The 13,927-nt window shown below is 66.8% G+C and carries 10 protein-coding genes; 8 read left to right on the forward strand and 2 right to left on the reverse strand.

The genetic code is table 11. The features are described from left to right. The first annotated feature begins 106 nt into the window (after positions 1 to 106). Entirely contained in the window at positions 107 to 1,996 is a 1,890-nt protein-coding gene (locus GTH22_RS09125) for a PhoX family phosphatase (protein WP_252944878.1), read from the forward strand. Positions 1,997 to 2,114: 118 nt separating this feature from the next. Here the strand turns inward: GTH22_RS09125 and GTH22_RS09130 are convergent, their stop codons facing one another. After that, positions 2,115 to 3,482: a short-chain fatty acyl-CoA regulator family protein gene (locus GTH22_RS09130; RefSeq protein WP_252944879.1), complete on the reverse strand. Its 1,368-nt coding sequence runs from the start codon at positions 3,480 to 3,482 to the stop codon at positions 2,115 to 2,117. A 223-nt stretch (positions 3,483 to 3,705) separates the two neighbouring features. Here GTH22_RS09130 and GTH22_RS09135 point away from each other — a divergent pair, with 223 nt between their 5' ends. The 6 genes from GTH22_RS09135 (at position 3,706) to acs (ending at position 11,140) form a co-directional block, all read left to right on the forward strand. Beyond that, positions 3,706 to 5,094 carry a substrate-binding protein gene (locus GTH22_RS09135; RefSeq protein WP_252944880.1) on the forward strand — a complete coding sequence of 463 codons (1,389 nt, stop codon included), beginning with the start codon at positions 3,706 to 3,708 and terminating at the stop codon, positions 5,092 to 5,094. A gap of 220 nt (positions 5,095 to 5,314) precedes the next feature. Continuing rightward, a complete protein-coding gene (locus GTH22_RS09140) occupies positions 5,315 to 6,325 on the forward strand; it encodes a branched-chain amino acid ABC transporter permease (RefSeq protein ID WP_252944881.1) in 1,011 nt (336 codons plus the stop codon). A 4-nt stretch (positions 6,326 to 6,329) separates the two neighbouring features. Further along, on the forward strand, positions 6,330 to 7,541 hold the full coding sequence (locus GTH22_RS09145; protein WP_252944882.1) for a branched-chain amino acid ABC transporter permease: 1,212 nt from the start codon (positions 6,330 to 6,332) through the stop codon (positions 7,539 to 7,541). 12 nt (positions 7,542 to 7,553) lie between these two features. Next, positions 7,554 to 8,309, forward strand: a complete 756-nt coding sequence (locus tag GTH22_RS09150) for an ABC transporter ATP-binding protein (protein WP_252944883.1) — start codon at positions 7,554 to 7,556, stop codon at positions 8,307 to 8,309. 19 nt (positions 8,310 to 8,328) lie between these two features. Next, positions 8,329 to 9,084, forward strand: coding sequence for an ABC transporter ATP-binding protein (locus GTH22_RS09155; RefSeq protein ID WP_252944884.1), 756 nt, complete (start codon positions 8,329 to 8,331; stop codon positions 9,082 to 9,084). 109 nt (positions 9,085 to 9,193) lie between these two features. Then, positions 9,194 to 11,140 carry an acetate--CoA ligase gene (acs, locus tag GTH22_RS09160; RefSeq protein WP_252944885.1) on the forward strand — a complete coding sequence of 649 codons (1,947 nt, stop codon included), beginning with the start codon at positions 9,194 to 9,196 and terminating at the stop codon, positions 11,138 to 11,140. A 111-nt stretch (positions 11,141 to 11,251) separates the two neighbouring features. Here the strand turns inward: acs and GTH22_RS09165 are convergent, their stop codons facing one another. Then, positions 11,252 to 12,250 carry an SRPBCC family protein gene (locus GTH22_RS09165; protein ID WP_252944886.1) on the reverse strand — a complete coding sequence of 333 codons (999 nt, stop codon included), beginning with the start codon at positions 12,248 to 12,250 and terminating at the stop codon, positions 11,252 to 11,254. Between the two features lie 146 nt (positions 12,251 to 12,396). Here GTH22_RS09165 and GTH22_RS09170 point away from each other — a divergent pair, with 146 nt between their 5' ends. Then, positions 12,397 to 13,911: a catalase gene (locus GTH22_RS09170; protein WP_252944887.1), complete on the forward strand. Its 1,515-nt coding sequence runs from the start codon at positions 12,397 to 12,399 to the stop codon at positions 13,909 to 13,911. The last annotated feature ends 16 nt before the right edge of the window (positions 13,912 to 13,927 follow it).

Genomic DNA, 13,927 nt, shown 5'->3' on the forward strand with positions numbered 1-13,927 from the left:
CAGAGTGTCATCCAGCCGTTACTCTCAGGTCACAAAACCGTCTCCGGCGCTGCCTAGGGAGGGCCGGACCGCTTGCATCCAAGCCATACGCCAGGGAGCCCCCATCATGACCGACCACAAGCACAACCTCTCCTTCGACGACTGGGACGAGGTCAACTTCCCCCGCCCCGCCGAGAACGACTTCGACCGCGTGGTCGAGCGCGCCCTCTCCCGCCGCGGCTTCCTCGGCTCGGTCCTCGCCTTCGGCTCCGGCGCCGCCGTCATGGGCACCGGCCTGCTGAAAGGTTCCACCGCGCTGGCCGAGAGCCACGCCATGGCCTCCCGCTTCCCCTTCACCCCCATCGCCGCCCAGACCGACGAGACCGTACACGTGCCCGAGGGCTATTCGTGGAAGGTGCTCACCCGCTGGGGCGACCCGCTGATGTCCTCCGCCGAGGGCTATGACCTGGCCGAGGGCGGCGCGCTGGAAGGCTCCGATGCGGTCTTCGGTGAAAACACCGATGGCATGGAGCTGTTCTCCTTCGACGGCCACGAGATCATCGCGGTGAACTCCGAATACACCAACAACGACATCAACCTCCCCGCCGCGCAGGAAGGCGTGCCCGCCGGGGCCGATGATGTGCTCAAGCTGCAAAACCTTCAGGGCGTCACGGTGATGGAAGTCGCCCCCGGCGCCGACGGCTATTCGGTCGTGCTCGACAGCCCGTTCAACCGCCGCCTGCACCACAACACCCCGATGACCATCGCAGGCCCCGCCGCAGGCCACGCCCTGCTGCAAACCGAGGCCGATGCCACCGGCACCGCCTCGCTCGGCACCTTCAACAACTGCGGCTCCGGCAAGACGCCCTGGGGCACCTACCTGACCTGCGAAGAAAACTTCAACGGCTACTTCGGCGCCACCGGCGCCTTCGAGGGCTTCGACGAGAAGGTGATGGCAGGCTACGAGCGCTACGGCATCGGCGCCGACGGCTTCGGCTACGACTACCACAAGCACGACGCCCGCTTCGACGTGACGGCCAACCCCAACGAGCCGCACCGCGCCGGCTGGGTTGTCGAGATCGACCCGACAGACCCCGAAAGCACCCCCGTCAAGCACACCGGCCTTGGCCGCTTCAAGCATGAGAATGCCGAGGTGGTGCTGGCCGCCGACGGGCGCGTGGTGGTCTACATGGGCGACGACGAGCGCGGCGAGTTCATGTACAAGTTCGTCTCCAACGGCACCTGGGCGCCCGGCGCCTCCACCGAGGGACTGCTCGACGAGGGCACCCTCTTTGCCGCGCAGTTCAACGACGACGGCACCGGCGCATGGCTGCCGCTGACGCCCGAAAGCACCGGCATGGCCGATCTGGCCGAGGTGGTGATCTTCGCCCGCATGGCCGCCTCCGCCGTGGGCGCCACCACCATGGACCGCCCCGAGTGGATCTCCGCCAACCCCCACGCCATCGAGGCCTACTGCTGCCTCACCAACAACTCCCGGCGCGGCGCTTCGGCGGGCGAGGTCAACGGCCCCAACCCGCGCGAGAGCAACAACTACGGCCAGATCGTGCGCTGGCGCCCGCACGATGACGACCACGCCTCCGAGACCTTCGACTGGGATCTCTACGTCATGGCCGGCAACCCCGATGTCTACCCCGACAACAATTACGGCGGGTCCGACAACGTGACCGCGGGCAACATGTTCAACTCCCCCGACGGCATGGCGTTCGACAGCAACGGCCTGCTCTGGATCCAGACCGATGGCGACGACAGCAACGAAGAGGACTTCGCCGGCATGGGCAACAACCAGATGCTGGTGGGTGACCCGGTGACCGGCGAGATCGCCCGCTTCCTCACCGGCCCCAAGGGCTCCGAGGTCACCGGCCTCTGCTGGTCGGCGGATCGGCGCACCATGTTCGTCGGCATCCAGCACCCCGGCGGCTCCTGGCCCGATGGCGAGGGCCTGCCCCGCTCGGCGGTGATCCAGGTCACCCGTGACGACGGCGCCCTGATCGGCTGAGGCCGTAGGGCGGGGCTTGTCCCGCCATCCCCCGCCAGCCCACAAGAGAACGGGCCGCCACTGCGCGGCCCGTTTCCACATCCGTAGGGCGGGACTTGTCCCGCCACCCCGCCAGCCCCTACTCCTGCCGCCCGATGATCGACGGCTCCCGCCGCGCCGGGCAGGCCTCCCGCGGGCAGATCCGACAGGACGAGCCAAGCTCCAGCACCTCCCCCGCCTCCCGCGCCGCGCCGAAGCCTTCATCGAGCAGCAGCATGTTCGCCTCGAAGACCTGCGGGCGGCCAAAGCCCATGTCGGCGACCGGGCGGCACATGGCAAAGGCGGTAAAGCGGCGCGGGCTGCGGCCCGCCATCTCCACCACCGCCCGCACCCCCAGCGTGGGCCGGGTGAGCGCGGTGTAGAGCGGCCAGAGCGCGCAGGCCGCGCCGAACCGGGGCATCGGAAAGCCCGAGACCGGCTTGCGGAAGGTCAGCGTGCCCGAGCCATCGCAGCTCACCAGCCCGATCTCGCCGGGCAGGCCCTCGCGCGGCAGGCTGGCCAGCCGGCGCAGCACGGCCTCCAACGGCACGTCGAACTGCGCCGCCAGCAGGCTCGGATCATAGCCCGCCGCCGCGGCCGCTTCGGCGAACGCCACCAGCGGCAGGGCCGCGGCGTCGTTGCGGTAGAGCGCGAGCCGCGCCGCCGCCATGCTCTGCGCCGCGCCGCCCTTCAGCGCGCCCGAGGTGCGGGCCTCCTCCAGCAGGCGCGCGCTCGCCGCCGTCTCCCCTGCCTCCCCAGCCTCCCCCGCCTCCAGCTCCGCAAGGTGGAAGCCCCGCCGCCCCAGCCAGGCCTCCACCTCCTCCTGCGGCGTGCCCGCCCCCGCCTCCTCGCCGCCGCCATCGTCGAGATAGCGCACCAGCCCCTCGGCGCTCTCGGCCAGCCGGGCGCTGTCGTCGTTGATGTTGCGGTGGAAGCGGGCCAGCCAGTCGCCCTCGAGGTCGGGCGTCTCCGCGAGGATCGCGGCGGTCGAGCGGATCGCCGTCACCGACGAGAGCATCTCGTGCAGGCTGGCGCTCAGCTGCGGGTCGTGGCTGAGCCGGTCCGACAGCGCCTCGACGCTGCGCTCGGCCTCCAGCACCCGGGCGCGGGTCTCGGCCAGCAGGGCGGCCCAGCCCGGAAAGCGCCCGGCAAATTCCTCCACCCGCTCCAGCTCCGCCTCGCTCATCGCCGCGTTCTCCGCGCTGCCTTCGCGCGGGCGCTCCAGCGCCGCTTCGCGCAGCGCGTCGACCAGCGCCGCCTCCGCCCCTTCCGAAAGCGCCATCGGCTCCGTCTCCAGCGCGCGGGCCAGCGCGACCAGCAATTTCCCGCCGATTCTGCGCCGGTTGTGCTCGATGAGGTTGAGGTAGGAGGGCGAGATCCCGACTCGCCCGGCCAGGGCGCTCTGCTTCACACCGAGGTCAGCCCGCCGGGCGCGGATTCGGCTGCCTGTGAGAACGTTCTTCGCCACCGCTTTTCTCCCGTCTTTTCAACGCGCTTCTGCACCCGCGCGACAAGATTTTTACAACATCGCCCCAGTGTTTGACAAATTATTTACAGAAAAAACGTTGTGCCGAAAGAGCTTGTTGCCAGATTTGCCCCGCGCACCCGATAATGACGCAGCCCTGAAAAGGGGCAGCGGCGCGTCACGGGAGGAGCCCAGAGGTGCCGCAGACACAAACGGGAGGACATCCATGTCGACATCCAAGTTCACACGCCGTGGCGTGCTGAAAACCGGCGCCGTTGCCGGTGCGGGCCTCGCACTGCCCACGATCTTCACCAGCCGCGCCAACGCCTATGTCAACGAGCCGACCGGCGACACCGTGACGCTGGGCTTCAACGTGCCCCAGTCCGGCCCCTACGCCGACGAGGGTGCCGACGAGCTGCGCGCCTTCGAGCTGGCCGTCGAGCACCTGAACGGTGAAGGCGACGGTGGCATGATCAACACCTTCTCCAACAAGAACCTCAAGGGCAACGGCATCCTCGGCAAGAAGGTCGCCTACGTCACCGGCGACACCCAGACCAAGTCCGACGCCGCCCGTGCCTCCGCCAAGTCGATGATCGAGAAGGACGGCGCGGTGATGATCTCCGGCGGCTCGTCCTCCGGTGTGGCCGTGGCCGTCCAGGGCCTCTGCCAGGAAGCAGGCGTCATCTTCATGGCCGGCCTGACCCACTCCAACGACACCACCGGCAAGGACAAGAAGGCCAACGGCTTCCGTCACTTCTTCGACGCCTACATGTCCGGCGCCGCCCTGGCTCCGGTGCTGGCCAACGAGTATGGCAAGGAGCGCCGCGCCTACCACCTGACCGCCGACTACACCTGGGGCTGGACCCAGCAGGAGTCGATCCAGGCCTCCACCGAAGCCCTCGGCTGGGAAACCGTCGAGAACGTGCTGACCCCGCTGGCAGCGACCGACTTCTCGTCCTACATCGCGCCCGTGCTGAACTCCGGCGCCGATGTGCTGGTGCTCAACCACTACGGCGGGAACATGGTGAACTCGCTCACCAACGCCGTGCAGTTCGGCCTGCGTGACAAGATGGTCAACGGCAAGCAATTCGAGATCGTCGTGCCGCTCTACTCCGAGCTGATGGCCAAGGGTGCGGGCGAGAACATCAAGGGCATCCTCGGCTCGTGCAACTGGCAGTGGTCGCTGCAGGACGAGGGCACCAAGGCCTTCGTGAAGTCCTTCGGCACCAAATACGGCTTCCCGCCGAGCCAGGCTGCGCACACCTGCTACGTGCAGACCCTGCTCTATGCCGACGCCGTCGAACGCGCCGGCACCTTCGAGCCCTGCGCCGTCGTGGCCGCGCTCGAGGGCGATGGCTCCTCGCTCGACGGGATCGACAGCGAGAGCAACTCGGGCCTCGTGTTCGACGGCCTGGGCAACGGCAAAACGCTGTACCGCGCCGCCGACCACCAGTGCTTCAAGGACGTGCTGGTCACCAAGGGCAAGGAGAACCCGACCTCCGAGTTCGACCTGCTCGAAGTGGTCGAAGTCACCCCCGTGGACCAGGTCTGGTACGAGCCCGACCACCCCATGTTCGCCGGTGGCGACCTCGGGACCTGCAACAACGGCGCCTGATCGCTCAGGCACCAAGCGGGGGGCGGCGCGCGTCGCCCCCCACCCCTCCCCCGCAGCGCTGCGGGGCCCGGGGCAAAAGCCCGGCAACAACCGCAAAAACTCCCAAAAGGGACCTGTCGAGGCCAAACGCGCGGAGCAGATGCTGTCGCGCGACCGGCAACACTAGAACTCAGGCCACATCCGCAACGGGCGCGATGGGGCCACTCTCAAGGTGGGGACGATGGACGCTATCCTACTTCAAATCCTGAACGGTCTCGACAAGGGCAGCGCCTATGCGCTCATCGCCCTTGGCCTGACGCTCATTTTCGGCACGCTCGGCGTGGTCAACTTCGCCCACGGGGCGCTGTTCATGATCGGGGCCTTCTGCGCCGTCACGCTGCAGCGCCTGCTCAACCTCTCCCATGAGGTCGTGGACGACACCCAGAAAGACTTTCTCGGCAACCCGCTGAAGGTCAAGATGCCCTACCTGCAGGACTGGTTCGGCGAAAGCGCGGGGTCGGCGATACAGGACTGGTCAGTGCCGCTGGCCATTCTGCTGACGATCCCGGTCATGCTGATGGTCGGCTACGTCATGGAACGCGGCCTCATCAAGCACTTCTACAAGCGCCCCCACGCCGACCAGATCCTCGTGACCTTCGGCCTCGCCATCGTGCTTCAGGAGATCATCAAGTACTACTACGGCGCCAACCCGATCCAGACCCCGGCCCCCGAGGCGCTCTCGGGCGTGGCCCAGGTGCTGCCGGGCGTGGTCTACCCGGTCTGGCGGATCGTGTACTTCTGCTTTGCTGCCCTCATTATCGCCGGGGTCTTTGCCTTCCTGCAATTCACCACCTTCGGCATGGTGGTGCGCGCCGGCATGGCCGACCGCGAAACCGTGGGGCTCTTGGGCATCGACATCGACAAGCGCTTCACCTTCATGTTCGGCCTCGCCGCCGCCGTGGCGGGCCTCGCGGGGGTGATGTACGGGCCGATCAACGCGCCGAACTACCACATGGGCATGGACTTCCTCGTGCTCTCCTTCGTGGTGGTCGTCGTCGGCGGCATGGGCTCTCTGCCCGGCGCCGTGCTCGCAGGCTTCCTGCTCGGCATCCTCGAAAGTTTCGCCTCCACCACCTGGGCCACCACCACCCTGCCCGGGATCAACCAGATCATCATCTACCTCGTCGCCATCATCATCCTTCTGACCCGTCCGCGCGGTCTGATGGGGCGCAAAGGCGTGATGGAGGACTAAGACAATGCTCGGACTGAACAAAAAAGACGTCAACCTGCTGCTGGTGGTGCTCGCACTCACCATGCTGGCCCCCTTCATCCTCAACCCCTTCCCCACCGACAGCGCCATGGCGCAGTTCAACGCGGGCTACCCGGACCTGATGCAGCGCTTCGTGATCTTCGGGATCTTCGCCATCGGCTTCAACATCCTCTTCGGCCTCACCGGCTACCTCTCCTTCGGCCACGCGGCCTTCCTCGGGGTGGGCAGCTATTCGGCGGTCTGGATGTTCAAGCTGCTGTCGATGAACATCCTCCCGGCGATCATCCTCTCGGTGCTGGTCGCGGGCCTCTTCGCGCTGGTCATCGGCTATGTCTCGCTGCGCCGCTCGGGGATCTACTTCTCGATCCTCACGCTGGCCTTCGCGCAGATGTCCTTCGCGCTGGCCTACTCGGTGCTCACGCCCATCACCAACGGCGAAACCGGCCTCCAGCTCACCCTGAGCGATCCGCGCATCCTCGGCAGCTCCTCGGCCGCCGATGGCTCGATCCCGGTCACAAACCTGTTCGGCCTCGAAATGCGCTCGGCCTATGACCTCGTGATCGGGCCGTGGTCCTTCACCTTCTCTGCGGGCTACTACTTCTGCGCCGTGGTCATGCTGGTGGCCTTCTACCTCGCCATCCGCATCTTCCGCTCGCCCTTCGGCATGATGCTGCGGGCGATCAAGTCCAACCAGACCCGGATGAACTACACCGGCCTCAACCCCAAGCCCTACACCCTCGCGGCCTTCGTGATCTCGGGCATGTATGCCGGGCTCGCAGGCGGCCTCATGGCGGCGATGGACCCGCTGGCAGGCGCCGAGCGGATGCAGTGGACTGCCTCGGGCGAAGTGGTGCTGATGACCATCCTCGGCGGCGCGGGCACCCTGATCGGGCCGGTGCTGGGCGCAGGCATGATCAAGTACTTCGAGAACATCCTCTCCAAGATCAACGAAAGCGTCCTGCACAGCTGGTTCGCCTTCATGCCCGACGGGCTCGAGGATTTCTTCGTCGCCATCGTCTACCCCTTCGTCGGCAAGGGCTGGCACCTGACCCTCGGCATCCTCTTCATGCTGGTGGTCATCTTCCTCCCCGGCGGCCTCGTCGAAGGCGGCCAGCGGATCGGCGCGCTGTTCCGCCGTCGCGGCACCAAGGCTTCGGGCGCAGAGGCCGAAGCCGCCAAGCAGCAACCCGGCGAATAAGGAGCGCGACAGATGGGAATTCTTGAAGTCAAAGGCGTCAACAAGCGCTTCGGCGGGCTCCAGGCGCTGGGAGACGTGAACCTCTCGGTGCAGGAAAACACCGTGCACGCCATCATCGGCCCCAACGGGGCGGGCAAGTCCACCCTGCTCAACTGCCTCGTCGGCAAGCTGATCCCCGACTCTGGCTCGGTCAGCTTCGACGGCCAGTCGGTGCTGGGCCGCAGCCCCCACGAGATCAACCAGATGGGCATATCCCGGGTGTTCCAGACCCCCGAGATCTTCGGCGACCTCACGGTCTTCGAAAACACCATGATCCCCTGCTTCGCCAAGCGCGACGGGGTGTTCAAGCTCAACGCCATCGGCTCGGTCGGCTCGCAGGGCGATATCCGCGATCAGGCCATGGCCATGCTGGAAGACGTGAACATGGCCGAAAAGGCCGGCATGAGCGCCGCCTCCCTCTCGCGAGGCGACAAGCGGCGGCTCGAAATGGCCATGTGTCTGGCGCAGGAACCCAAGATGCTGCTGCTCGACGAGCCGACAGCGGGCATGGCGCGGGCCGACACCAACAACACCATCGACCTGCTGCGCGAGATCAAGGAAAAGCGCGATATCACCATCGCCATCATCGAGCACGACATGCACGTGGTGTTCTCGCTCGCCGAGCGCATCACCGTGCTGGCCCAGGGCACCCCGCTGGTCGAGGACACGCCCGAAAACATCAAGGGCCACCCCAAGGTGCAGGAAGCCTATCTCGGAGGCCACGGCTGAGGCCGGAGGAGAGACAGACATGAACGTCAAACCCGACTTTTCCAAAAACGCCAACCACGCCGCCACCGCGCCCGCCTACTTCTCGGTCTGGGATCTCGAGGCCTATTACGGCGAGAGCTACATCGTGCAGGGCATCAGCTTCAACGTGCACGAGGGCGAGATCCTCGCGCTGCTGGGCCGCAACGGCGCCGGCAAAACCTCGACCCTGCGCGCCATCGCCCGGCTCGACGATCCGCAGGTGACACGCGGCGAAATCTGGCTCGACCACGAGCCGCTGCACCTCAAGCGGGCCCATGAGGCCAGCCAGCTCGGCATGGGCCTCGTGCCCGAGGACCGCCGCATCATCCCCGGCCTCACCGTCGAGGAAAACCTCAAGCTGGCCCAGATCGCCCCGCCCATCGGCTGGTCGCTCGAACGGCTCTACGAGCTGTTCCCCCGCCTCGGCGAGCGCCGCCTGCAGGAGGGCGTCACGCTCTCGGGCGGCGAGCAGCAGATGCTCGCCATCGCCCGTGCGCTGGCGCGTGACATCAAGGTGCTCCTGCTCGACGAGCCCTACGAGGGCCTCGCCCCGGTGATCGTCGACGAGATCGAGAAGACCCTGCGCATCATCAAGGAGCAGGGCATCACCACGATCATCGTCGAGCAGAACGCCGTGCGCGCGCTGGAACTGGCCGACCGTGCCGTGATCCTCGACACCGGCAAGATCGTGTTTGACGGCACCGCCGCAGAAGTGCTGGAAAATGCCGAGCTCAGGGCCGAGTATCTCGCCATCTGAGTGCGACCTTTCGGGGGCTGGCCCTTCTCCGGGGCCGCCCCTACCACTTTGCACAGAGAAAGACCGGACCGCGCGGCGCATCAGATGCCCCGGCCCAGAGGAGGACATTATGACCGAAGCCAAGACCTATCCGCCCAGCGCCGACTTTGCGGCCAATGCCAATGTCGATGCCGCCAAGTACGACGAGATGTACGCGGCTTCGGTGAACGACCCGGAGGGCTTCTGGCGCGAGCAGGCCAAGCGCCTCGACTGGATCACCTTCCCCGAAACCATCAAGAACACCTCCTTCAAGTCCGATGACGTGTCGATCAAGTGGTATGAAGACGGCGTGCTCAACGTCTCCGCCAACTGCATCGACCGCCACCTCGAAAAGCGCGCCGACCAGGTGGCGATCATCTGGGAGCCGGATGATCCCGAGACCCCCGCGCGCGAAATCACCTACCGCGAGCTGCACGAGAAGGTCTGCCGCATGGCCAACGTCATGCTCTCCCAGGGCGTGATGCGCGGCGACCGCGTGGTGATCTACCTCCCGATGATCCCCGAGGCGGCCTATGCCATGCTCGCCTGTGCCCGCATTGGCGCGATCCACTCCATCGTGTTCGCAGGCTTCTCGCCCGACGCGCTGGCCAACCGGATCAACGACTGCGACGCCAAGCTCGTCATCACCTCCGACAGCGCGCCGCGCGGCGGCCGCCGGACGCCGCTGAAGTCCAACACCGATGCCGCCCTGCTGCACTGCTCCGACAAGGTGCGCTGCCTCGTGGTCAAGCACACCGGCGACCAGACCACATGGGTGCAGGACCGCGATGTCGACGTGCTGGCGATGATGGAAGAGGTCGCCCCCGATTGCCCGCCGCGCCCGATGAACGCCGAAGACCCGCTGTTCATCCTCTACACCTCCGGCTCCACCGGTAAACCCAAGGGCGTGGTGCACACCTCCGGCGGCTACCTCACCTACGCCTCCCTCACCCATGAGGTCAGCTTCGATTACCACGAGGGCGATATTTACTGGTGCGGTGCCGATGTCGGCTGGGTCACCGGCCACACCTACATCGTCTACGGCCCGCTTGCGAACGGCGCGACCACGCTGATGTTCGAAGGCGTGCCCACCTACCCCTCCCCGGCCCGGTTCTGGGAGGTGATCGAGAAGTGGAAGGTCAACCAGTTCTACACCGCCCCCACCGCCCTGCGCGCGCTCATGGGCCAGGGCAACAGCTACGTCGAAGGCTCCGATCTGTCCTCGCTCAAGGTGCTCGGCACCGTCGGCGAGCCGATCAACCCCGAGGCCTGGAACTGGTATCACGAGGTCGTCGGCGGCGGCAAAACCCCGATCGTCGACACATGGTGGCAGACCGAAACCGGCGGCCACATGATGACCCCCCTGCCCGGCGCCCATGCCACCAAGCCCGGCGCCGCGATGAAGCCCTTCTTCGGCGTCCAGCCCGTTGTGCTCGAACCCACCACCGGCGAGGTGATCGAAGAGACCGCCACCGAGGGCGTGCTAGCGATCAAAGACAGCTGGCCCGGCCAGATGCGCACCGTCTGGGGCGATCACGACCGCTTCGAGAAAACCTATTTCTCCGACTACAAGGGCTACTACTTCTCCGGCGACGGCTGCCGCCGCGACGCCGATGGCGACTACTGGATCACCGGCCGGGTCGATGACGTCATCAACGTCTCCGGCCACCGCATGGGCACCGCCGAGGTCGAGTCTGCGCTGGTCGCCCACGCCAAGGTCGCCGAGGCCGCCGTTGTGGGCTACCCCCACGAGATCAAGGGCCAGGGCATCTACTGCTACGTCACCCTGATGAACGGCGAAGAACCCTCCGAAGATCTGAAGAAGGAGCTGCGCACCTGGGTCCGCAACGAGATCGGCCCCATCGCCTCCCCCGACGTGATCCAATGGGCCCCCGGCCTGCCCAAAACCCGCTCCGGCAAGATCATGCGCCGCATCCTGCGCAAAATCGCCGAGAACGACACCGGCGCGCTGGGTGACACCTCCACCCTCGCCGACCCCTCCGTGGTCGACGACCTCATCGAGAACCGCGCCAAGTAGGCTGGGCGCCCCCCACCCGTCGCGCCAAGATCAAAGGCCGGGCCAAACGCCCGGCCTTTTCCATTTCGCCCCCAGCCCCGTAGGGTGGGTGAAACCCACCACGCGCCCTTCCTAAAACTCCGCCCGCCGCTTCACATCCCGCGCCAACACATCCATCGCCAGCGCCCCCGCGCCCCGCATCGCCGGGGTAAAAAACCAATGCGGCGCCAGCTTGCGCTCGAACCTGAGCGCCACCTCCAGCCGCGTTGCATCTCCCATCGGCGTCACCCTGTAGCGCAGGCCCTCAAAGCGCATCCACCCGGCATAGGGGCTGGTGTCACCCAGCACCTCGAAGCGGGCCAGCTCCGGCGTGCGCTCCACCACCCGCAGCGAAAGCACCCCGCTGCCCTCCCGCCCGGTGAAGCGCACCTGCCGGTTGGCCCCCAACGCCGTGCCCTCATCCACCGTCACCGCCACCGGGCGGGGGAAGATGTCGAGCACGGCGGGCAGCGGAAACTCCGGCGAGGTCGCGGTTTCCATCGCCGCCCAAACCTGCGCCGCCTCCGCCTCGATCACCCGGCTGGCAACCACCTCGTTGCCCTCTGGAAAGGCGTAAAGCTCCGGCAACCCTTCAAGGCTCAGTGCCCCCAGCACCGCCACCGCCGCCCCGAGGCTGGCAAAGTCGTGCAACCGGCTCCCCGGCCCGTCCTCCGGCCCCTTCCCCAGCATCCGCACCAGCCCCCGCATGAGGCGGAAGACGAAGTAGATCACGAAGCCCGCCACCGCGACGACCATCAGCAGCACCACGAGGCAGGCCAGAATGCTGAGCACAAACACCACTTCGCCCTCATCCGCCGCCGCAGGCATCGGGGCAACAAGGCTGGCCAGCGCGAACACCGCCACCATCCCCGCCGCCGTGCCCGCGCTGCGCCCCAGCACCCGCAGCGCAAACCCCGGCCTCAGCCCGCCGCCGAGCGCCAGCCAGAGTGTGTGCACGGCGATGATCAGCAGCAGCGGCGCCACGAACTGCACCGATGTCGTCACAAGCGCCGTCTGCGAGACCTGCCAGGCAAAGGCCAGCGCGGCGAGCGCGGCCGCCACGTGGCAAAGGGCGGAAGGAAGTCGGGCCAAACCGGGCGCTCCTGCAAATAACCAGCACGTCGGCTCAAGCCTACCCGCCGCGCCCGCCCTTGCAAACACCGCCCCGCCCCGGCCACAGGGTGGAACTTCCCGCGACACCATCGGTTGATCCTGCGAACATGCAGGAGTGACAGATCATGGCCGACAAGAAAGACGTCCCCCACACAACCACCGATTCAGGAATTCGCGTTCAGAGCGACGAGCACTCGCTCACCGTCGGGCCCGACGGCCCGATCCTTCTGAACGACCATTACCTCCTCGAACAGATGGCCAACTTCAACCGCGAGCGCATCCCCGAGCGCCAGCCCCACGCCAAGGGCTCGGGCGCCTTCGGCCACTTCAAGGTCACCGAGGATGTCACGCAGTACACCAAGGCCAGCGTCTTCCAGCCCGCCACCAAGACCGACGTGCTGATGCGCTTCTCCACCGTGGCAGGCGAGCGCGGCAGCCCCGACACATGGCGCGACCCGCGCGGCTTCTCGGTCAAGATGTACACCGACGAAGGCAACTTCGACATGGTCGGCAACAACACCCCGATCTTCTTCATCCGCGACCCGATGAAGTTCCAGCACTTCATCCGCTCGCAAAAACGCCGCGCCGACAACGGGCTGCGCGACCATGACATGCAGTGGGACTTCTGGACCCTCTCCCCCGAAAGCGCCCACCAGGTCACCTATCTCATGGGCGACCGCGGCATCCCCAAGACCTGGCGCGAGATGAACGGCTATTCCTCCCACACCTACTCGCTGGTGAACGCCAACGGCGAGAAGTTCTGGGTCAAGTTCCACTGGCACACCGATCAGGGCGACGGCAACGCGCATTTCACCCAGGCCGAGGCCGACAAGATGGCCGGCATGGACGGCGACTATCACCGCCGCGACCTCTTCGACGCCATCGCCGAGGGCAACCACCCGAGCTGGACCCTGAAGTGGCAGATCATGCCCTACGAGGAGGCCAAGACCTACCGGATCAACCCCTTCGATCTCACCAAGGTCTGGCCGCACGCCGACTACCCGCTGATCGAGGTCGGCAAACTGGTGCTCGACCGCAACCCGACCGACTTTCACACCGAAATCGAGCAGGCCGCCTTCGAGCCCAACAACATGGTGCCCGGCATCGGCCTCTCGCCCGACAAGATGCTGCTGGCGCGCGGCTTTTCCTACGCCGACGCCCACCGCGCCCGCCTCGGGGTGAACTACAAGCAGATCCCGGTGAACGCGCCGCAATCCCCGGCCCACAGCTACTCCAAGGATGGCGCAGGCCGCACCCAGAACGTCTCCGACCCGGTCTATGCCCCCAACTCCTACGGCGGCCCCGAAGCGCAGCCGCATGAGCACGAGGCCGGGCTCTGGCACTCCGACGGCGACATGGTCCGCCAGGCCTATACCCTGCGCGAGGACGATGACGACTGGAGCCAGGCCGGCACCCTCGTGCGCGAGGTGATGGACGATGCGGCCCGCAGCCGTCTGGTCGAGAACGTCACCGGCCACCTCTGCGATGGGGTCAGCGAAAAGGTGCTCCAGCGCGCCTTCGAGTACTGGCGCAACATCGACGCCGACACCGGCGAAAAGATCGAAGCCGCCGTGCGCGAAAAGCTGGGCGGGGCCTCCAAGGCACCCGGCCTCGCCTCCGCCAAGAGCATCAGCGGCTAAGGCGCAACCGGACGGA

This window comes from Oceanicola sp. 502str15 (assembly GCF_024105635.1).
Classification (GTDB): domain Bacteria; phylum Pseudomonadota; class Alphaproteobacteria; order Rhodobacterales; family Rhodobacteraceae; genus Vannielia.

Bases quoted from the DNA above. Each gene is read 5' to 3' on its own strand.
- GTH22_RS09125 (WP_252944878.1), top strand. From the start codon at position 107: ATGACCGACCACAAGCACAACCTCTCCTTCGACGACTGGGACGAGGTC.
- GTH22_RS09135 (WP_252944880.1), top strand. From the start codon at position 3,706: ATGTCGACATCCAAGTTCACACGCCGTGGCGTGCTGAAAACCGGCGCC.
- GTH22_RS09140 (WP_252944881.1), top strand. From the start codon at position 5,315: ATGGACGCTATCCTACTTCAAATCCTGAACGGTCTCGACAAGGGCAGC.
- GTH22_RS09145 (WP_252944882.1), top strand. From the start codon at position 6,330: ATGCTCGGACTGAACAAAAAAGACGTCAACCTGCTGCTGGTGGTGCTC.
- GTH22_RS09150 (WP_252944883.1), top strand. From the start codon at position 7,554: ATGGGAATTCTTGAAGTCAAAGGCGTCAACAAGCGCTTCGGCGGGCTC.
- GTH22_RS09155 (WP_252944884.1), top strand. From the start codon at position 8,329: ATGAACGTCAAACCCGACTTTTCCAAAAACGCCAACCACGCCGCCACC.
- acs (WP_252944885.1), top strand. From the start codon at position 9,194: ATGACCGAAGCCAAGACCTATCCGCCCAGCGCCGACTTTGCGGCCAAT.
- GTH22_RS09170 (WP_252944887.1), top strand. From the start codon at position 12,397: ATGGCCGACAAGAAAGACGTCCCCCACACAACCACCGATTCAGGAATT.